Source organism: Klebsiella sp. ME-303 (assembly GCF_007910085.1).
In the GTDB taxonomy this organism is placed as follows: domain Bacteria; phylum Pseudomonadota; class Gammaproteobacteria; order Enterobacterales; family Enterobacteriaceae; genus Klebsiella; species Klebsiella michiganensis.
In genome coordinates this window covers 7,453-27,536 of record NZ_VOJB01000063.1, presented here as the reverse complement: position 1 = coordinate 27,536, position 20,084 = coordinate 7,453, and the positions used below count along the sequence as shown (strand labels likewise).

The window sequence follows — 20,084 nt, the reverse complement described above, 5'->3', positions numbered from 1 at the left end:
ACATTAGCCATTCGATAAAAATGGCTGACCGCGATTAATAAAATGGGAAGAAAACAGGCAGCAAAATAAAGCTGACAATGACCGATATCAAAATAAGCGGCAATCCAACCTTAACGTAATCGACAAATTTGTGGCCACCCGCGGAAAAAATCATCATATTAGCCGGGGTGCCCACCGGCGTTGCGTAAGCACATGAACAGCCGATAACAATCGCCATTAACACCGCCCGGGGATCGGCGCCCATAGAATGAGCAATAGACAGGCCAATCGGCATTAATAAAGCGGCGGTTGCCGTATTCGACATGAAATTGGTTAACGCGCAGGAGATTATCAATACGGCGCTCAGAAGTAAGAAAGGCGACGCCTGCTGGCCTAATAACGCGATAATTGAGCGCGCCATAATGGCGCCAGCGCCGGTGGTTTCCAGCGCTTTTGCTAATGCCAGAGTGCCGCCGAAGAGGAAAATCGTCTGCGAGTCGATAGCCTGGTAAGCCTGTTTTTCCGTAATGACCCGGGTCACAATCAACGACAATGCGCCAATTGAACCGACGATCGCAATCGGCAAACCAATCTGTTTCTCAAAAATCATGCCCAGTACGGTCAGGATTAATACCGATAGCGCAATCACCTGCTTATATTTCGGGCATGCCTGCGCTTTAATATTATTAACACTTTGACGCTGGGCCGCATTCGTTTTTGGCAATATGCGATAGCCGATCGTCACAAAATAGAGTATGCCGCAGGCCAGCATCGGAATGCCTAACTTAGCATATTCAAAAAACCCGAAGCGTTGACCAACCTGCTCCAGCGCCGACTGCGCGATAAGATTGCCGGGTGAGCCGATCAGCGATAAATTTCCCCCCAGCGCCGAGGCAAAAGCCAGCGGCATAAGCAAGCGCGACCGGGCATATCCTGATTTCATCGCTGCGCCAATCACCACAGGAATGAGGACCGCCGCCGTGCCGGTATTGGATAGCAGCCCGGAAAGCGTTCCGCAGACCAGCATAATGACGACTATCAGCTGCTTTTCTGTCCTGGCGTAGCGTGTAACCATACTACCAATTTTATCCGTCACCCCGGTTTCGAATAAGGCGCCGCCAACCACAAACATAGCCACAAACAAAATCACATTTTGATTAATAAAACCGGCAAAAGCCGTTTTGACATCAAAAACCCCGGTCACCACCAGAGTAATACAAACAATCATGGCCGTTACCGCTAAAGGTATTTTTTCCCAAACAAACATGACAATAGAAAAAACCAATAGCGACAACGTAATCGTAACTGGAGACATAAATATATCGCACCTCACCTTGCTAAAAGGCTATGTTTTCTTAATAAGAGGACTTACCCCCGGGCATCAGAGGATGCCCGGGCAAACCTTCATCTCCTTAAAGATTATTTAAATTACCCCCCAGGCGATTAACATCTCCCACCACCATACCCCAAGGGTGATTTGCAGAATAAAAGTCAGCAATGCTAATATCCCACCAATAATCCACCATGATTTGATATCATTATAGCCAACGCCAAAAATAACTGGCCCAGCCGCACCGCCGTAGTGGGTTACCATGCCCCCATAAGAGTTGCTGAATAATAGCGCGAGCGCGGTGAGCATTATCGGTGCGCCAGAAACATTCGCCAGCATGGCAAAGACCGGTACCATGGCGACAATATAAGCACTCCCTGACGCGAAGAAATAACGAACCAGTATGCTCAGTGCGACAATCACAATAAAAGCGACATTGCCGTGGCCATCAAAGGAAATATTATTTTTAAGCGCCTCTGCAAGCCATACGAAAAATCCAACCTTAGAGAGCAATGAGCTTAAACCAATAATACCCCCGTACCAGATGAGCGTATTCCATCCTCCTTTATTCTTAATCACGTCATCCCAGGTGACGATTTTCAATACCAGCATCAGCGCCATTACGCAGATTGCAACGGTAGACTCATTGACCCCCAGGGCGCTGCTGAATACCCAACCGCCGAGCGCAAGAACAAAGAGGCAAGACAGCATCTTTTCCCGCACCGTCATCGGCCCCAAAGCGTCTATGCCTGTCTGAGCAATCTTTTTATTATCAACCCGCTTTAATTCTGGCGGATACAGCTTGTAGGTAATCAGCGGCGTCAGCAGCAACATAATGATGCCAGGTAGTCCTGCGGCCAGCGCCCATCCTCCCCAGCTCAATTTTAGGTGGCAAATATCTTCGATCATTTTCAGCGCGAGGATATTCCCGGCCATGGCGGTGAAGAACATGTAGCTGGTCGTTTTAGTGACCATATAGATGTTCAGCATGAGGTAATGGCCCACGCGCTTCGCGCTCCGCTCCGGCTCTGACCCTAAGGCGACGGCGACGCTATTGATTATGGGTAAGACAATGCCGCCGGCGCGGGCCGTATTCGACGGCGTGGCGGGCGCCAGAATCAGGTCAAGAAAAGCGGTAACATAGCCAAGGCCCAACGTCGTGCTACCAATCTTGCCGATAAGAATATAAGCAATTCTTTTACCCAATCCGGTAATCACAAATGCCGCGCTCAGGGTAAATGCAGAAAAGACTAACCAGGTGGTACCTGATGAATATCCGCTTAATACGCTGGCGGCTTTTATCGAACCGTCACCCAAATTGCCCACAATCACCATTGATGCCGCAACGGCGATCAGCAATACCACGGGTTCAGAAAACGGTTTAATCACTAAACCTACAATCGCTGCCAGATAGATACCGGATAATACCCAGGCAAGTGTTGATAATCCTTCCGGCGCCGGGCATAAACTGATGAGTAACGGTATTACTATAATAACAAGCAGCTTCCATAATTTATTATTTTGCATTTCCATTCCTTACCTGCACTCAATATTTGAGGATGCTTGCTGAACGTATTCACATGCCTCCCCTCTCCTCTTCTACGGTGGATTGATAGATAAGCGGAGGGTGGATATTTATTCGGGGATGTAAACCGTTCCTGAAAGGATTTTCCGCGCGGTGCGTATAACCGATGCCCGAATATCCTCCGGGCGCTCAGCTGTATGACTTAAATCGACGTCGATCCCCCCGCTGGGGTGTTCGACCGTAATAACGCCATCGCCCGATAGCTTCGTCAGTTCATTCGCAATGGTGCCTGGAATAACGCATGCGCTTGCCAGACCGATAGCGCCGGTAATCGCCAGCGATTTATGACAGTTATGCGGCATAAAATAACGTACATTTATCGTTCCGCCGCTTAGCCCCGGAGAAATCAGAACCGGTTTAGGGATAACCATATTGCTCACATCCCCAAACCCCATAGCCTTCCCGGCCTGACGGCGAATAGATTCCAGCGATTTGAGTAAGGCTGTATCCCGATCTAATTCGCTGGCAGATTCATATCCGGTTTTTCCCAGACTCTGGGCCGGGATCACCACCATAGGCATCGCCATATCAATACAGGTCACTCGTACATTATCAAAGACTTCCATACGATTGCCAGTTGGGAAAAGCTGGCCGGATTTTGCGCCCGCGGCATTCAGAAAAGTCAGCGCAACCGGCGCGGCATGGCCTGGAACGCCATCGATTTTCGTATCGCCTTCATAAATAACCTTTCCATCTGGTGTTTGAACGTCAGCGTCAACAAAGGTATTGGTGTTCACATTTCTTATACGCACTCGCGTAACCGGCGACACCGCCTTAACCAACCCATGTTCAATGGCAAAGCCGCCAACCGCGCACAGCATATTGCCGCAGTTTGGCGTCGTATCCACCCGCCGTTCATTGACGATGACCTGAACAAACAGATAATCGATATCCGCTTTGTCGCTTAGGGATTGACTAATAATGGCCACTTTACTGGTTTGCGGGCTCCCTCCGCCAATACCGTCAATCTCCAGCTCGTGACCGGATCCCATTATGGTTAACAAGCACTCATCACGTTTCTGAATATCCTTAGGTAAATCATCTGCTAATAGAAAGGCACCTTTTGATGTCCCTCCACGCATTAATACACAGGGAATGCTCTTCATAGCATGTTCCTTATCCGCCAGAAATAAATAGAAGAATTGAATAAAACGCCGCGTGAATTTAATTGGTTTTATGTTCTTTAAGATTTTTATTTACTTAATTAACGGCCAGATAAATCACGTCAGATATTTTACCGATTCATTCTACTTGCAAGAATTTCGCTGGTTGATAAAATTTTGCCATAAGAGTTATTCCTGCTAAGTATTAATAAAAAAGCATGTCTGCTTAATAATGACTTGTCGTCTACTTAGAACAACGCTTATTAAACCCTACGGAGCAATAATGAAAAATGAACTATCCGGTATGAAAGCCTTTGTCACGGTGGCAGAGCTTGGCTCATTTAGCAAAGCCGCCGAGCAGCTCAGCCTCTCGCAGCCGGCACTCACCAAAAAGATAAAAAAAATAGAGAGTCATCTGAATATTGCGCTGTTCGAACGAACCACGCGAAAACTTGCGCTTACCCAGGCCGGAAAAATACTGCTCCCCAAGGCCAAAGCGTTGATTTCCAGTCTTGATGCGGCAATATTTAACCTCAACGATTCAACGTCTCAATTACATGATACCGTTACGCTATCTTGCATTCCGACCGCCGTATTTTACTTTTTACCGCGCGCTATCGTGCAATTTAATAAAAACTACCCCAACATCAAAGTACGAATTTATGAACAAGGTATAGAAACGTGCATGAACTCGGTACGAAAAGGCGAAGTTGATTTTGGAATAAACATGAACTTCATCACATATCCAGACATCGATTTTATCCCCCTGGTGAATGAGCCTTTTGTTCTGGCCTGTCGGCAAGACCACCCTCTGGCGTGTCGAAAATTAGTCGAATGGCGGGAACTGGTGAGCCAGACCTTAATCGGCGTCAGGAAATCAAGCGGCAACCGACAGTTAATAGAGAAATGCCTGGCGGATAAGCCCTGGCGACTGGATTGGTTTTATGAAGTCAGGCATTTGTCGACCTCGCTCGGCCTTGTCGAAGCCGGACTGGGCGTCTCGGCGCTTCCCTGTCTGGCTATGCCCCATAGCGGCAATAGCACCGTCGTGAGCGTTCCGCTCGTGGAGCCGGTTATCCGGCGGACGCTTGGTATGATCCGCGTAAAGAACAGACCTCTCTCCGCGGCGGCGGAACGATTAGCTTCGCTCTTACTGCTTATGTGGACGGATGAAGCGGGCGCGCTATGGCGCAACGTCGTTGATGCCACTCACAATACCTGAGCGCCGCGCCGGCCGCTTCGTCCCCCGGTTAAGGCGCCAGGGCAATCACCTCGGCCGCCCAGCGCTGAAATCCTTCGACGTCCAGCCCCAGCGCCACCCGTGCATTTGCCGGCTGGCCCAGCCTGCCTTCGATATCAACCACCGTGGTGCCTGAGGTCCATGTACCCTGGGTTTCTACCGCCACAAAGCACGGTTCAAGGGTAAAGAGCTGCGGGCGAACCAACCACGCAATCGCGCACAGGTCGTGCATACGCAGCCCGCTGCTCATGCTGCCGCTACGGTAGTGGCTAAACAGAGCGTGCAGCATTTTCCCGGTCTGATTCAACGTTGGCAGAGTGGCGAGGTAATCCGGCGCCAGCATCGCCTGATTGGTGACGTCCAGCCCGCACATGACGATATCCAGCCCGCTGTTGAACACTTTAGCCGCCGCTTCGGGGTCGATGGCGATGTTAAATTCCGCATTCGGCGTAAAGTTGCCGCGCCCGGCGGAGCCGCCCATGATCGCCAGGCGACGGATATTAAAGCGGCATTCCGGGTACTGGGTCAGCAGAAGCGCAATGTTGGTTAACGGGCCGATCGCCACCAGGGTCATCGGCTCCGGGGCGTGCATCAGCGCGTCGCGGATCGCCTGAAACGCCGGTTTCGCCAGCGGCTGGCGGTGATGTTCAACGAAATCGTAGCCTTCCATACCGGACTCGCCGTGCACCGAGGCGGCGTCGCGCAGAGGGCGAACCAGCGGCATCGACGCGCCCTGGGCCAGGGGAACATCGGCGTTCCAGAAATGCAGAAGCTGAAGGGCGTTGCGGGTCGTTTTCTCCACCGACACGTTGCCCGCCACCGTAGTCATCAGCTGCAGATCAAGCTCGGGGGCGAACAGCGCGGCGGCAATCGCCGCGGCGTCATCAATGCCGGGATCGGTATCCAGAATGATAGGTAAGCGCATCGTTTCTCCATAAAAAATGCCAGACGTTAAGTCTGGCATCTTCTCATACTGCGGCGAAAAAGAACTTACTCTACTTCACGGACATCTACGCGCAGCTCTTTCGGCACCTCGAAAACGATGTTCTCTTCGCGGCCTTCCAGCGGCACCGCTTCGCCGCCGCCCAGCTCCTGCAAACGCGAAATCACGTTCTGTACCAGGATATCCGGCGCCGATGCGCCCGCGGTCACGCCGACGCAATCCGCTTCTTTGACCCAGGCTTCCTGGATATCGGTCGCGTCGTCGATCAGATAGGCCGCTTTCCCCATCCGCTGCGCCAGCTCGGCCAGGCGGTTAGAGTTAGAGGAGTTCTTCGACCCCACCACCAGCACCACGTCGGCCTGCCCGGCCAGCGCGCGGACGGCTTCCTGACGGTTAGTCGTGGCGTAGCAGATATCATCTTTACGCGGCCCGACGATTTTCGGGAAGCGCTCGCGCAGAGCGTCAATCACGTCGGAGGTATCGTCGACGGAGAGCGTCGTCTGGGTCATAAACGACAGCTTAGCGTCGTTTTTCACGTCCAGCGTCCAGACATCGTCCGGCGATTCCACCAGGTACATCCCCCCCTGCGGGTTGCTGTACTGCCCCATGGTGCCTTCCACTTCCGGGTGACCGGCGTGGCCAATCAGAATCGACTCTTCGCCGCGGCGGCTGGCGCGGGCGACTTCCATATGCACTTTAGTCACCAGCGGGCAGGTGGCGTCAAAAACCGTCAAATCGCGGCTTTTCGCCTCGTTGCGAACGGCCTGAGAGACGCCGTGGGCGGAGAAAATCAGGATGGCGCCGTCCGGCACTTCGCTAATCTGCTCGATAAAAATAGCGCCGCGTTGACGCAGGCTGTCGACAACATAGCGGTTGTGCACGACTTCATGACGCACGTAGATCGGCGCGCCGTATAGCGTCAGCGCATTTTCAACAATGCTGATAGCGCGGTCAACGCCTGCGCAGAAGCCGCGCGGGTTAGCCAACAGAATCTGCATCTTACCCCTCCAGCGCCGGATCGATCTCCAGCACTTCAACATCAAAATGAACGGTACGCCCGGCCAGCGGATGATTGAAATCAACGGTGATCGAATCGCCGTTCACTTCGCGGATCACGCCGGGCATTTCGCTGCCATCCATTGCGGTAAAGAGCATTATCGCGCCGACTTCCGGCTCGCCCGCGTCGATAAACTCCCGGCGCGAGAAATATTGAATCAGGTCCGGGCTCGGTATGCCAAACGCGGCGTCCGGCTCCAGCGAAAAGGTGGTTTTATCCCCTTCTTTCAGCCCCAGCAGATGCTGTTCAAGACCTTCAGAAAGCGAGGTATCGCCCAGGCGAAAGAGCGCGGGTTTACCGTTATTGCGGGTTGACTCTGCGGTGGAGCCGTCGTCGAGCTTTAAGGTGAAGTGCACCAGCACCGCACTGTTGCTCTGTACTGATTTAGACATGCAGGTTGCTCACTTGTTTTGCCCGGCGGCAGCGCCGCCGGGCGAGTTTGTTACGCCTGTTTCTTCGCAGCCGCGTTCGGTAAGAAGCCTTCCAGCACAATCAGCGCCGCGCCGATGCAGATAGCGGTATCGGCGAGGTTGAAGGTGGCGAAGTGCCAGTTCCCGACGTAGAAATCGATCATATCGACGACAAAACCATGCCACAGCCTGTCGAATAAATTCCCCAGCGCGCCGCCAATAATCAGGGCGTAGGCAATATTATTCAGCTTTTGCGTCGCCTTAGAACGATACATCAGCACCGCAAGGATCACGCAGATACCGATAGCGATACCGGCGAAGAACCAGCGCTGCCAGCCGCCGCTGTCGGCGAGGAAGCTAAAAGCCGCGCCATAGTTGCGCGCATAGTGCAGATTAAGCGATGGGAACAGCGATACCGTATCCCCCAGAGCGAAGTTCTGGAGGATCAGGAATTTACTGCCTAAATCGATAATCAGCACGGCTACGACGACCCACAGCCAGCGTAACCCCGTTGAACAAATCGGTTTACTCATCAGGCAAACTTACGTTTTTCGCCGTCACCGGCGATGTTGCTGACACAGCGTCCGCAGATATCCGCGTGTTCCGCCACCTTGCCGATATCCGTGGTGTAATGCCAGCAGCGCGGGCACTTGTCACCTTCGGCTTTACTCAGCACGACTTTCAGACCTTTGAGCAGTTCACTCTGCCAGGCGTCGGCCGGAGCCTGCGCATAATCGGCAACGTTCGCCCCTGAGGTCAACAGGACAAATCGCAATTCATCGCCCAGCGCGTTCAGCTTCGCCGCGAGATCGGCATCGGCGTACAGCGTTACCGCCGCTTCCAGAGAGCCGCCCACCTGCTTGTCCGTACGAGCCTGCTCGATAACCTTGTTGACTTCGCCACGCACCTTCAGCAACGCGTCCCAGAAGCCGTCGTTCATCGCTTCGTCAGCGTCCAGGCCAAACAGGCCGGTATACCATTCGCCGGTAAAGACGTATTTCTCGCGGTCGCCCGGCAGGTAACCCCAGATTTCGTCAGCGGTGAAGGACATGATCGGCGCCATCCAGCGCACCAGCGCCTCGGCAATATGGTACAGCGCGGTCTGGCAGCTACGACGCGCGATGCTGTCAGCCTTGGTGGTGTACTGGCGATCTTTAATGATATCGAGCCAGAACGAGCCCATTTCGATGGAGCAGAAGCGCATCAGGCGCTGCACCACTTCGTGGAAGTCGTAGGATTCGTAGGCTTTGACGATATCGTCCTGAGCCGCTTGCGCGCAGCCTACTGCCCAGCGGTCCAGCACGACCATCTCTTCCGGTTTCACCATATCTTTTGCCGGATCGAAACCGTTGAGGTTCGCCAGCAGGAAGCGCGCGGTGTTACGGATACGACGATAGCTGTCAGCGGCGCGTTTGAGGATCTCGTCAGAGACCGCCATTTCGCCGGTGTAGTCGGTGGAAGCCACCCACAGGCGCAGAATATCCGCGCCCAGCTTGTTCATCACGTCCTGCGGAGAAACGGTATTGCCGATAGACTTGGACATCTTGCGGCCCTGGCCATCAACGGTAAAGCCGTGGGTCAGTACCTGGCGGTAAGGCGCTTTGCCCTTCATCGCGGTAGAGATCATCAGGGATGACATAAACCAGCCGCGGTGCTGGTCGGAGCCTTCCAGATACATATCGGCGGCGTGACCGGCGAACTCCGGACGCACGTCAACGACGGAAGAGTGGGTCGACCCGGAGTCAAACCAGACGTCCAGCGTATCCGGCACCTTCTCGTAGCTATCCGCGTCGGCGCCGAGGATGTCGCGGGAATCGAGATCCCACCACGCCTGGATGCCGTCGACTTCTACGCGTTTCGCCACTTCTTCCATCAGTTCCAGCGTGCGCGGATGCAGCTCCTGCGTCTCTTTATGCACGAACAGCGACATCGGTACGCCCCAGGTGCGCTGACGGGAGATACACCAGTCAGGACGGTTGGCGACCATCGATTCGATACGCGCCTGGCCCCAGTCAGGGATCCACTGCACGCCTTTGATTTCGGAAAGCGACTGTTTGCGCAGGCCTTTTTGATCCATGCTCACGAACCACTGCGGCGTGGCGCGGAAGATGATCGGCGTTTTGTGACGCCAGCAGCACGGGTAGCTGTGCTGCATTTTTTCAACGTGCAGCAGCGCGCCTTTTTCTGACAGAAGCGCAACGACAACATCGTTGGCTTTAAAGACGTTTACGCCGTCCAGCGTTGGGTAGGTTCCCGGCAGATAGGCGCCGTCCGGGCCAACCGGGTTCGCCACTTCAAGGCCATATTTTTGACCGATGACATAGTCATCCGGACCGTGGCCTGGCGCGGTATGCACCGCACCGGTACCCGCGTCCAGCGTGACGTGATCGCCCAGGATCGCCGGGACGTCAAAATCGAGGAACGGATGCTTAAAGCGCATCAGTTCCAGCTCGGCGCCGTTCACCACCGCCAGGATGGTGTAATCAGCAATGCCGGCGCGCTTCATCACGCTGTCGACCAGGTCTTTTGCCAGAATCAGCGCCTGACCGTCAACCTGCACCAGCGCATAGTCAAACTCCGGGGAGAGCGAGATGGCGCGGTTCGCCGGCAGGGTCCACGGGGTGGTGGTCCAGATAACCAGAGAAACCGGGCCGTTGACGTCGGCCACGCCAAATTTCGCCAGCACCGCCGCTTTATCGGCCGCGTGGAACGCCACGTCGATGGACGGAGAGGTTTTGTCGTAATACTCGACTTCCGCTTCCGCCAGCGCGGAACGGCAGTCTACGCACCAGTGCACCGGCTTAGCGCCTTTGTGCAGATGGCCGTTGCCGATGATTTTACCCAGCGCGCGGATGATGTTGGCTTCGGTTTTGAAGTCCATGGTCAGGTACGGGTGCGACCAGTCGCCCAGCACGCCCAGACGGATAAAGTCTTTACGCTGTCCGTCAACCTGGGTGGCGGCGTATTCGCGGCACTTAGCGCGGAACTCGGCGGCGGTGAATTTCTCACCCGGCTTACCGTACTCTTGCTCCACTTTCAGCTCGATCGGCAGACCGTGGCAGTCCCAGCCCGGTACGTACGGAGAGTCATAGCCCGCCAGCCCTTTGGACTTAACGATAATGTCTTTCAGAATCTTGTTAACCGAGTGACCAATATGAATGCTGCCATTCGCATAAGGAGGGCCATCATGCAGAATGAAGGTTTTTTTGCCTTTTTTGGCTGCACGAATGATGCCGTACAGGTCATCATCGGTCCAACGCGCCAGCATTCCCGGTTCACGCTTGGCGAGGTCGCCGCGCATCGGGAACCCTGTTTCCGGCAAATTCAGGGTCGATTTATAGTCACTCATCAGATTCTCGGTTCCGTATTTCGGTTTGATAAACACCGTCAGGGTTATGCCTGGCCGGTTAGCCCAAAGAAGTCGCGGGCCGTTAACTCATCACGTGCGATTTGCGTTTTCAGCTCATCAAGCGACGCAAATCGCTGCTCATTACGTATTTTTTTACGCAGTATTACATCTATATGGCGACCGTAGAGGTCCATTACAACATCCAGGAGATGAACTTCCAGCTGCTGACGCACGCCGGAGACCGTTGGACGAGTACCAATGTTGGCGACGCCCATAAAAGGTTTGTCGCCAAGCCCTGTCACTTCTACCGCATAGACCCCTTTTACCGGGGAAACCTGACGGCGCAGCGGTAAATTCGCCGTCGGGAAGCCTATTGTGCGCCCGAGCTCATCGCCGTGCACGACGCGACCGGAGATGGTAAACGGATGCCCCAGCAGCGTCTCCGCGAGGGGCAGATCGTCGTCCGCCAGCGCCTGGCGTACCGCCGTGCTGCTGATGCGCACGCCGCCTTCACAGAAGGTTTGAGTGCTGGTGACGTCAAAGCCGAACTCCACGCCGGCTTTTTGCAGTAACAAGAAATCCCCCTGGCGACCGGCGCCAAAGCGGAAATCATCGCCAACGGCGAGGAACTGGACGCCCAGCTGGCGCACCAGCAGTTCGCTGATAAAGTCCTGGGCGGTCAATGCCGCAAAGCGCCGATCGAAGCGCACGCACAGTACGTAATCGACGCCGCTTTCGGCCAGATAATTCAGCTTCTCACGCAGGCGCGTTAAACGCGCGGGCGCTTTATCGGCGGCAAAAAGCTCAAGCGGCTGTGGTTCAAAAATCATCACCACCACCGGTAAGCCACGCTGGCGACCTTCTGCGCGCAAACGCTGCAATAATGCCTGGTGCCCGCGATGCACGCCGTCAAAATTTCCAATGGTCAGCACGCACCCGTGCGGGGCCTGACTGAGATTATGTATGCCGCGTATCAGCTTCATGTCTGGCTCAAAACAGTGAAAATCGTCCGAGTATACCTTGTACAACTGGCGACGTTAACCAGCGATTGCACCTCTTCACCGAAAGATCCCGGGAATTCATTCACTCAGCGCGAGATTGCGGGAAAATCTCTCCAGCGTCGTCGATTTTTATGGTCGAAAGGCTGTATTCGCCTGCAACAAGCTGGTAGAATCTTGCGCCATCACTACGTAATAAAGCGTTGTTGGTTTAAACGACGCTTATTTGCACAAATCCATTGACAAAAGAAGGCTAAACGGGCATTCTCCTCGGCCTTTGAATTGTCCATATAGAACACATTTGGGAGTTGGACCTTGGCTAATATCAAATCAGCTAAGAAGCGCGCCGTTCAGTCTGAAAAGGCCCGCAAGCACAACGCTAGCCGTCGCTCTATGATGCGTACTTTCATCAAGAAAGTATACGCAGCTATTGAAGCTGGCGACAAAGCTACTGCACTGAAAGCATTTAACGAAATGCAACCAATCGTGGACCGTCAGGCTGCTAAAGGTCTGATCCACAAAAACAAAGCTGCGCGTCATAAAGCAAACCTGACCGCTCAGATCAACAAACTGGCTTAATCGCCTGCTTGTTGTCGCTTTGTAAAAAAACCCGCGAAAGCGGGTTTTTTTATGCCTGTCGTTTATCACGTAATACGTCACGACTCGCGTTCTGGTTATCGCAGCCAGCTCATGCTTCCGCATGAACTGGTGGGGTATTTTCCGCGCGGCAAGAAACCGTTCTGGCCTATGCCTGAGGCGGCGTAAAGAGCGCCGAATAGTCGCGATGACAAATACGCTGCACCGCTGGATGCTGGATCATTCGTTCGGCAAAGATGGCGTGATACTCCTCCATGACGTTGTCCATGCGTCCGATCTCGACTATCGACTCATCGCTATAGAAATCATGCGCATAGAGCGTCGGCGCGACAAATATCGCATTGTGCGCCGCGCCGAAGGCCTTCATCAACGCCGCATCATCAAACTCGCCCAGAATCTCCACCTGCAAACCCTGCGAGTTAAACCAGTTCAGCAGCTTGCGCCCTAACATAGAACGGCGGCCGGGGATCAGCAAACGGCGTTCTTCCAGACAGCCGGGGAACGGTTTTTCCGGCGGCGGATTCATGCACCAGAAGCTCACGCTGCACTCGCCGATTTTCACCGAAAACAGCCCTTCCTGCTGGGTGGAATCGATGGGGCAGTCGGAGATAATCATATCGAGTTTATGCTGGCTTAGCTGCTCCAGCAGCATTTCGTGGGTCGACTCGAAGCAGCGTAAATGGATCTGTTCATTCTCGACGACGGCGGCATCCAGTACGCCGCTCACCAACCTTTTCGACAGCGCATCCGCAACGCCAACATCAAACAGCAGATTCGACTCTTTACGGTAGTTAACGATGTCGAGCATTTCCTGGCTCAGCGTAAACATGCGATCCGCATAGCGGAACACCAATTCACCTAATTCGCTAGGCTCCAGCCCCCTTCCTTTACGCTTGAACAATTTCCCCTGCAGGCGTTCTTCCAGCGCCTTAATTTGCCCGGTAATGGTCTGCGGCGTCAGGAACAGCGCTTCCGCCGCGCCAACAACGGAGCCCTCTTTGTAGACATGCCAGAAGTAGTACAGGTGGTTGTAGTTGATATGCGACATGCTTCTCTCCCTGATAATGTCCAGGAGAGCCGTAGCGGCTCTCCGTGAGATGTTAAGCCGCGTAGCCCGAATCCGTTACGCGCTTACGCAATATTATGTATCCCGTGACGGCCGATAATATCGATCCAATCAGGATGCCAAGCTTGGCCCAGTTGATCAATCCGGGGTCGACGCTACCGAAGGCCAGGGTGGCAATAAAAATCGACATTGTGAAGCCAATCCCACACAGGATGCCGACCGCCATAATTTGCTTACAGGTGGTTCCTTCGGGTAACGAAGCCCATTTCAGCTTCAGCGCCAGCCAGCAGAAGACGCTAATACCCAACGGCTTACCGATAAACAGCCCGGCAATAATACCCAACGGCAGCAGTGAGGTCAGCCCTTCTACCGTGACGCCCTGCAAAGAAACGCCCGCGTTAGCGAAGGCGAACAGGGGCAGGATCAGGAATGCCACCCACGGATGCAGCACGTGCTCAAGCTGCTTCGCCGGCGATTTGCCGTTCTGCTCTTTTAGCGGGATCATAAAGCCGACAATGACCCCGGCCAGCGTTGCGTGAACCCCCGACTTAAGAACCGCGGTCCAGAGTATGGCGCCCACCAGAATATAGATCCCGGTACGCCGTACGCCGCACAGATTTAACCCCGCCAGCACAGCAATGGCTCCGGCAGCGACAACCAATGAGACGACGGAAAGATCGTGCGTATAGAACAGCGCAATAATAATAATGGCGCCCAGATCGTCGATAATGGCCAGCGCCATCAGGAAAATCTTCAGCGCGGCGGGCACCCGATTCCCCAGCAGCGCCAGCACGCCCAGCGCGAAGGCAATATCGGTGGCGGCCGGAATTGCCCACCCTTCTCTGGCAATCGCATCCTGGCCGTTAAACGCCAGGTAGACCAGCGCCGGAACCACCATTCCGCCCAACGCCGCGACCACCGGAAACACCGCCTGGCGACGGCTGGCCAATGCCCCCTGATTCATTTCACGCTTCACTTCCAGACCGATAAGCAGGAAAAATACCGCCATCAGCGCGTCGTTAATCCACAACAGCATGTTCTTGTTGATCTCTAACGCACCGATGCGCAGCTGGACGGGCGTTTCCAGAAAAGAGCGATACAGGCCGCTGGTCATGCCGGTATTGGCTAATAACATGGCCATGATAGCGGCCAGGATTAAGATAATGCCCCCGGAAGCATCGCTCTGAAAAAAACGCTGCAGATGTTTCACTTTTACCTCACCATATCCGCAAACAACTCGATAAAAGCATAGTACATATGCGGAAACCTCGAAAAAATCAGTTTTAAATTGCCATTACATTCGTTTTTTACGAATTAACCCTCATTAAGAGATTGGCCGTCCGCTCGTCAATGGGTGACGCTGCGTTGTCCGAACAGGAAGTCAGAGGTACGCCAGCCCCATCCTCAACGGCCATAAGGAAAGAATCCGTATCGCCATCTTCATGGTTATGCGTATTAGCTTAGCGTGAATGGGATGATGCATGAGCGGTTGCCGCGATCGTCGACTTTTTTATGTCCCATAAGATATTTAAAAATTATACCAATGGGAAATCTCTCTTTACGTCATTAGCATGATTGACAGGATAATCAATATATGAATATCTCGACAATTTCCGTACCAAGAAAGTTTAAAAGGTGACTACTAATACTAATAAACACCTTTGCCCTGAAAAGTATTAAAAAGCCGTGGGTAATTTTTTCATATCTATTAAACGGCCGCCATCAATAGTTATATAGCCGCCTTTTTTCAGTTCAGAGAGAAGCTTCATGGTACGGCTACGGGAAATTCCTGTTCGGCGTTGAATGAAGTTAAGCACATTAATACTTTGTCGATATTCGCTGGCATAAGCCCAAAGCTCGATTAATAACGATCTCACCTTCAGATAAGAATCCACACCGACCAATTCACGATCGCGTACGCTCATGACCATCAGACGATAGGCAAGTATTCGTGCGACATCGTGCCACAGATCGCACTCATCAACAGTCTTGATAAAGTCGGGCAGAGACACTGCGCGTCCGCTGCACTTCGTTTCCGCTATCAGAAAGTGTTCTGGCCGGGTCGGAAAATTGTAAGTCACCCCATAACTATCGACTAATCCGATAATGGCGGGAGCAAAAGAGGAATTAACATGAAGTCCGCTGCCACAGCGGCAAAAGGAAAATATACCTGACTCCAGCAGCACAATTTTATTTTCCCCGTCTGAATTCAGTAAAAACTCATCTCCGGGAGCCAAATTAAAAGGTTTACCGAAGGACCATAGCGAGGCGAAGAGTGCATCAAGCGCTGCATGCGGTTTAGCCTGTTGGGAAAAAAGATAGGAATGCAGGGTGTTCCCATTATCATTTTCAGCAACGTCTAATTTCATTTTTCATTATTACCATAATCATAGATTACCCCAAGATATACTTAACGGAGGTTATCTTCAATTCATTATAAACATCCTCCCGGAAGTATATTTTTAGCCGCAAGCACGAAAACGCAATACTTAGCACAAAGCGCAAATTCTTAATATAAACTTCAACAACCACAAATAAATCGCAAAACAAAAAATTAACATAACAATAAAATAACTGCTGAAACTATCTCTCACGAAATAAAAATACACTAAAAATAGTGATTCAGAAATTAAATATTCTGAATCACTATGAACAGCGATGCATTTTTCAGGCGCTATGGCGGGGTAAATGTGACATTAACTGAAATAGGCCGGTGCGGTATAATACTCAACCATTTTATCTGCAAGCCAACCGCCATCTTCACCATTAGAGTGAATGGTGGTTATGCTTACCGTCGAGCCGCCGCCCCACAGTACTGAGAAAACATGGTAGTCGGGTAGATTCAATGCCTGCATTTGCCCCCAGTCGTAACCCTTATCCTGGCGTAAAAAGTCACCGACGGTCGCCGCGCCGTAAGTTGCGCTATTCACCGCCGTATTGAGCAGATCTGACGCGATGGTATCGAGATCGCAGCCAATACGCGCATCGCCCATAAAGAAGCTTCCGCCCGATGCGTAATGCGCGGCGGCAATTTTACTGCTGCCTTCATCCACGGTTGGCATATGGCCGCCCGGAATTTGCCACAGCATTGCCGGTTTACGCAGCGCTTTAGCCGCGTGTTTTACCATCCCCAGATAATTAAACCAGCAGGTCGCGTTCCAGGCATAGTGCGCTAATGCATCAGGGCTAAAGCAATCGCGCTCAAATTTATCAAAAGCGATAAAGTCTGGCGCATACTCACCGCTATAGACACCCAGCTCATTGATAAAGTTGGCGATAGCGGTCCCCTGCGCGGCCGGATCGGCGTTCGGCCTGAGTACCCAATCTGCCGTTCCCGTCGCCCATACGTTTGTCTGCCAGCCGAATGCCACATCCGGCGCGAACTGCCGCACAATGTAGTTGATCGCCTGGACATAACCGTAGAGATCGTTAGAGAACGTCGGCAACACCGGCGCGCTGAATCCCGGAAGCGCAGGCAAAGCGTTAATCGCGGCCGCCAGTTGGACATTAACCTGCATGCTATTCGCTTGACGCACCGCAGCGTAGCCATACGGCTCCTGCTGCATCGCGCCAAGAAAATCGGGGTTCAGCACAAAGGTGGCGGGAACCGGATGCTCGTCATCCTTCCAGGATTGCGCCGCGAGACACTGGGTGATGAAGTTGCCAAAATGGTTACGCAACCGCTGAGCGTCCTGGAGATCGGCGAGCGCGCTGCCGCCGCTGGCATTGGCGGTATACACCACCATGACCGGCATTACGCAACGGCCCGCCTCTTTTTCAATCTCACGTACCAGAGGAACGGTTTTGTGAATCGGGAGCGAATCATAATCAAGAAAGCCGTCGCCGTTTTTATCCACTTCCGCAGCCGGGACAGGGTCACCGCCGCCATCAAAACCATCGTATTTAAACAGGGCGCTAAAGGGGACGTCGCGGTATAGCGATACGGTGTCCGCCGCATTCACCGTCACGCCACCGTGGGCGAGATAGTTTGGCCAGCCTTTAACCTGCAAGGGAACGCCCTGAACAAACTCCAGGGTGATATGGTTGACGCTTTGCAACAGCCGCAGCGGCGCGTCCGGTTCACAGCGCCACGGCGTCCCGGAGAGATAAACCTCTGGCGCCTCAACGCTGTACTGGCCAGGAGCCATAGGCATCGCCAGCGTTTGCAGATGGGGAGTGCTCTCCAGCATCAGAGTATATTGATATTGCCCATAGCAGAACCGATAGCGCTGGGGCGAAACGCCCTCAGGCAAGCCCAGTATAGTGGCCTGAACCTCAACAAAATCATGGCTATCAACCTCCGTCTGCCGGAAGCCGACGAGCACCTCTTTCGCCACCCCTTGTTCAGGGGTAAAAATAGTCGGCAGGGCGGGAGTCGTCACCATCTGGTTATTGATAACCGCAGGTTGCAAACCCATCTGATAGCGGTGCCCCGCGGTAAGCCGGGTCACCAGCTGCATTTGATTGACGGGCATTGTCAGGGTTCTTTCGCAGACGCCAGATTCCGTCCACAGCTCAACCACCATTTCCGCGCCGATGAACTCAGGGGCATCGACAGTCAGGCGTACCGAAGCCAACGGTACTGGCGATTGATACGCAACCCGGCAGGTTTGGGCGTCATGACCGGAAACAAGCTTAAGCGAATACGTCGATTCAACGGGCGCGATCCGCATATCATCATTGCACAGCTCCAGCACGGTGATAGCGTAATCGCCGGCGCTAAGATCGCCGATGACTAAAGCCTGTCCCCACTCGCCGGCAAAGCGTTGTGATGTTGCGTCTGGATAGCGCAGATCGATGGTCGGCTTGAGGGTTGTGCTTTCCGCCAACGGTGGAAACTCAATTTCAATCGTCCCCTGACGGCCAGGATCGTGCGCCAGGGTTGCGGTTAAGCCGCTCATCGTGACCGGAGTTTGGGTAGCGGAAAGAAAGAACTGCAGCTCGGCGCTGGCCCCGGCCGTCAGCCAGAACTCGCCATCATGATGAATGGTAATCGTATTTTTCTCGATGGGCCAACCGCCGTCGCTGCCCAGCGTCACGGGCTTATTGCCGAGCAAAGAACCGCTGAACGGGCTGTAAGGATCGGGATGCCCGCTGGCGGTAAACTCCAGCTTAAGTTGATTAAGATCGATAGAGTGGGAATAGAGATTGGTCAGCGTCAGGGTGACGCGCTGATACCAGCTGGTTGTACTCAGCTGGCTTGCCGCAATAACTATCCCTTCCTCTTCCTCAACCGCATCATCACCCTGCTCTTGAGGTTCCGGAGCAACCTCATCCGTTTCCTCATCAGCAGGGATATTGTCTTCAGGTTCGGGCTTCAGGCTATCAGTATCATCATCGGCGGGAACTTCAGGTTCGGGCTCAACCTCATCTGCAGCGTCATCCGTTGTCTCGTCTTGTGCCGAAGAGGCCAGCGTTAATGTGAAGGTCGAGAGTTTTACCGGAACCTGAGTGGCGGCAAAACTGAAGAATAACGTACCGCTTTCGCCCGGCTGCAGTAACAGCTGCCGGCTGTTATTAATAATGATTTCATTGACGTCAACGGTCCCCTGTGATTTACCGCTTAACGTAAGAGGCATGTCCCCTTTGAGGGTACCGCCAAAATTTCCCCACGGATCCTGATGGCCGGACCCGGTAAAGCTAATGACCGCATGATTCATATCCACGGCACGGTTATTTTCATTGGTGATGGTTAACGTGATTTTCTGATACCAGCTATTCACATCGATCTGGCTGTTTTTAATCGAGACCGTCATTGACAACACTCCTCGTTCCCTGGTGGAAAAAGCCCCGGTTTTCCGGGGCTTGTATTGTTGAACTCAATCCTTTTCCTTTAATGAAAAGGATTAGTAAGCACCAAGGTCAGTCCATGCCTGGCCCGCAGCGCAGTTCAGGTCCGGCTGATCGCCCTGAGACCACCATTTCACCTGGTAGTTATGGCCTTTCCAGCTTACCGTTTCGAATGACCCCCAGTTCCCACCGTACACGGTTGCGGCATCCCACAGCGGATAAGGCGTAGTCGCGTCATCCCCCGAAGTCTCATCTTCTGCCGGCGTGGTATCTTCTTCCGGCTCTACGGGCACAACGCTATCTTCCTCTTCCGGCTCAGGTTGAATCTGAGACGCAGCCGGAACGGCGACCAGCACGAAACGCTGCTGGGTAGAAGGCTCGCCCCAGACATCCCGGACAAACAGGGTGAACTGGAAGTTGGTTTTAACGGAAACGTCCGGAACGACGAACTCGATCACGGGAACGGTTTTGTCAGCCACGGTGATTTCAGACGGAACACCCCAGCTGAAGGTGATATCGTCTTTATCTTCGTCAGAGGATCCTTCACCGGAAAGCTGTACGGTAGAGCCGCCGACGACGCGCAGTTCAACGGCGGCTTTCGGCGCGTGGTTCACGTCGGTAGTCGCATCTTCTTCAT

General features: G+C 53.4%; 15 protein-coding genes and 1 pseudogene. 2 read left to right on the top strand and 14 right to left on the bottom strand.

Going from position 1 to position 20,084, the window contains the following annotated elements:
• Positions 1-34 precede the first annotated feature (34 nt).
• The 3 genes from FQK12_RS08455 to FQK12_RS08445 form a co-directional block, all read right to left on the bottom strand.
• Positions 35-1,294, bottom strand: coding sequence for an SLC13 family permease (locus tag FQK12_RS08455; RefSeq protein ID WP_014227872.1), 1,260 nt, complete (start codon positions 1,292-1,294; stop codon positions 35-37).
• Between the two features lie 108 nt (positions 1,295-1,402).
• The gene (locus FQK12_RS08450) at positions 1,403-2,836 is read right to left on the bottom strand and encodes an anion permease (protein ID WP_014227870.1); all 1,434 of its coding nucleotides are present in this window, start codon (positions 2,834-2,836) and stop codon (positions 1,403-1,405) included.
• A 108-nt stretch (positions 2,837-2,944) separates the two neighbouring features.
• Positions 2,945-4,000: a 4-oxalomesaconate tautomerase gene (locus FQK12_RS08445; protein WP_014227869.1), complete on the bottom strand. Its 1,056-nt coding sequence runs from the start codon at positions 3,998-4,000 to the stop codon at positions 2,945-2,947.
• A gap of 280 nt (positions 4,001-4,280) precedes the next feature.
• Here FQK12_RS08445 and FQK12_RS08440 point away from each other — a divergent pair, with 280 nt between their 5' ends.
• Positions 4,281-5,219, top strand: coding sequence for a LysR family transcriptional regulator (locus FQK12_RS08440; protein WP_014227868.1), 939 nt, complete (start codon positions 4,281-4,283; stop codon positions 5,217-5,219).
• 28 nt (positions 5,220-5,247) lie between these two features.
• On the opposite strand, the gene rihC is transcribed toward FQK12_RS08440, so the two are convergent.
• The 6 genes from rihC to ribF form a co-directional block, all read right to left on the bottom strand.
• Complete coding sequence (rihC, locus tag FQK12_RS08435; protein WP_014227867.1) at positions 5,248-6,162, bottom strand: ribonucleoside hydrolase RihC; 915 nt, start codon at positions 6,160-6,162, stop codon at positions 5,248-5,250.
• 65 nt (positions 6,163-6,227) lie between these two features.
• Positions 6,228-7,178 (bottom strand): 4-hydroxy-3-methylbut-2-enyl diphosphate reductase, encoded by a 951-nt coding sequence (gene ispH, locus FQK12_RS08430; protein WP_014227866.1) that lies wholly within the window; start codon positions 7,176-7,178, stop codon positions 6,228-6,230.
• 1 nt (position 7,179) lies between these two features.
• Positions 7,180-7,629: an FKBP-type peptidyl-prolyl cis-trans isomerase gene (gene fkpB, locus FQK12_RS08425; protein ID WP_014227865.1), complete on the bottom strand. Its 450-nt coding sequence runs from the start codon at positions 7,627-7,629 to the stop codon at positions 7,180-7,182.
• A 50-nt stretch (positions 7,630-7,679) separates the two neighbouring features.
• Positions 7,680-8,180: a signal peptidase II gene (gene lspA / locus FQK12_RS08420; protein ID WP_004098485.1), complete on the bottom strand. Its 501-nt coding sequence runs from the start codon at positions 8,178-8,180 to the stop codon at positions 7,680-7,682.
• Complete coding sequence (gene ileS, locus FQK12_RS08415) at positions 8,180-10,996, bottom strand: isoleucine--tRNA ligase (protein ID WP_014227864.1); 2,817 nt, start codon at positions 10,994-10,996, stop codon at positions 8,180-8,182. Before ileS ends, lspA begins: the two co-directional genes overlap by 1 nt.
• Positions 10,997-11,040: 44 nt before the next feature.
• Entirely contained in the window at positions 11,041-11,979 is a 939-nt protein-coding gene (gene ribF / locus FQK12_RS08410) for a bifunctional riboflavin kinase/FAD synthetase (protein ID WP_004098483.1), read from the bottom strand.
• A 330-nt stretch (positions 11,980-12,309) separates the two neighbouring features.
• Here ribF and rpsT point away from each other — a divergent pair, with 330 nt between their 5' ends.
• Positions 12,310-12,573 carry a 30S ribosomal protein S20 gene (gene rpsT / locus FQK12_RS08395; RefSeq protein ID WP_003018940.1) on the top strand — a complete coding sequence of 88 codons (264 nt, stop codon included), beginning with the start codon at positions 12,310-12,312 and terminating at the stop codon, positions 12,571-12,573.
• A gap of 166 nt (positions 12,574-12,739) precedes the next feature.
• Here rpsT and nhaR read toward each other — a convergent pair whose 3' ends face one another.
• From nhaR to FQK12_RS08370, 5 genes and pseudogenes are all read right to left on the bottom strand, one after another.
• A complete protein-coding gene (gene nhaR, locus FQK12_RS08390) occupies positions 12,740-13,639 on the bottom strand; it encodes a transcriptional activator NhaR (protein ID WP_014227863.1) in 900 nt (299 codons plus the stop codon).
• A 52-nt stretch (positions 13,640-13,691) separates the two neighbouring features.
• Positions 13,692-14,867 carry a Na+/H+ antiporter NhaA gene (nhaA, locus tag FQK12_RS08385; RefSeq protein ID WP_014227862.1) on the bottom strand — a complete coding sequence of 392 codons (1,176 nt, stop codon included), beginning with the start codon at positions 14,865-14,867 and terminating at the stop codon, positions 13,692-13,694.
• Between the two features lie 466 nt (positions 14,868-15,333).
• A complete protein-coding gene (locus FQK12_RS08380) occupies positions 15,334-16,026 on the bottom strand; it encodes a winged helix-turn-helix transcriptional regulator (protein ID WP_014227861.1) in 693 nt (230 codons plus the stop codon).
• Between the two features lie 327 nt (positions 16,027-16,353).
• A complete protein-coding gene (locus tag FQK12_RS08375) occupies positions 16,354-19,413 on the bottom strand; it encodes a chitinase (RefSeq protein ID WP_014227860.1) in 3,060 nt (1,019 codons plus the stop codon).
• A 90-nt stretch (positions 19,414-19,503) separates the two neighbouring features.
• A pseudogene (locus FQK12_RS08370) lies at positions 19,504-20,084 on the bottom strand (chitinase); the annotation flags it as partial.

What these genes read in the sequence shown, in the direction of transcription:
- nhaR (WP_014227863.1), bottom strand. Translation starts at nt 13,639, where the DNA reads ATGTCGCATATCAACTACAACCACCTGTACTACTTCTGGCATGTCTAC.
- FQK12_RS08440 (WP_014227868.1), top strand. Translation starts at nt 4,281, where the DNA reads ATGAAAAATGAACTATCCGGTATGAAAGCCTTTGTCACGGTGGCAGAG.
- lspA (WP_004098485.1), bottom strand. Translation starts at nt 8,180, where the DNA reads ATGAGTAAACCGATTTGTTCAACGGGGTTACGCTGGCTGTGGGTCGTC.
- FQK12_RS08445 (WP_014227869.1), bottom strand. Translation starts at nt 4,000, where the DNA reads ATGAAGAGCATTCCCTGTGTATTAATGCGTGGAGGGACATCAAAAGGT.
- FQK12_RS08380 (WP_014227861.1), bottom strand. Translation starts at nt 16,026, where the DNA reads ATGAAATTAGACGTTGCTGAAAATGATAATGGGAACACCCTGCATTCC.
- FQK12_RS08375 (WP_014227860.1), bottom strand. Translation starts at nt 19,413, where the DNA reads ATGACGGTCTCGATTAAAAACAGCCAGATCGATGTGAATAGCTGGTAT.
- ispH (WP_014227866.1), bottom strand. Translation starts at nt 7,178, where the DNA reads ATGCAGATTCTGTTGGCTAACCCGCGCGGCTTCTGCGCAGGCGTTGAC.
- FQK12_RS08455 (WP_014227872.1), bottom strand. Translation starts at nt 1,294, where the DNA reads ATGTCTCCAGTTACGATTACGTTGTCGCTATTGGTTTTTTCTATTGTC.
- ribF (WP_004098483.1), bottom strand. Translation starts at nt 11,979, where the DNA reads ATGAAGCTGATACGCGGCATACATAATCTCAGTCAGGCCCCGCACGGG.
- fkpB (WP_014227865.1), bottom strand. Translation starts at nt 7,629, where the DNA reads ATGTCTAAATCAGTACAGAGCAACAGTGCGGTGCTGGTGCACTTCACC.
- FQK12_RS08450 (WP_014227870.1), bottom strand. Translation starts at nt 2,836, where the DNA reads ATGCAAAATAATAAATTATGGAAGCTGCTTGTTATTATAGTAATACCG.
- rihC (WP_014227867.1), bottom strand. Translation starts at nt 6,162, where the DNA reads ATGCGCTTACCTATCATTCTGGATACCGATCCCGGCATTGATGACGCC.
- ileS (WP_014227864.1), bottom strand. Translation starts at nt 10,996, where the DNA reads ATGAGTGACTATAAATCGACCCTGAATTTGCCGGAAACAGGGTTCCCG.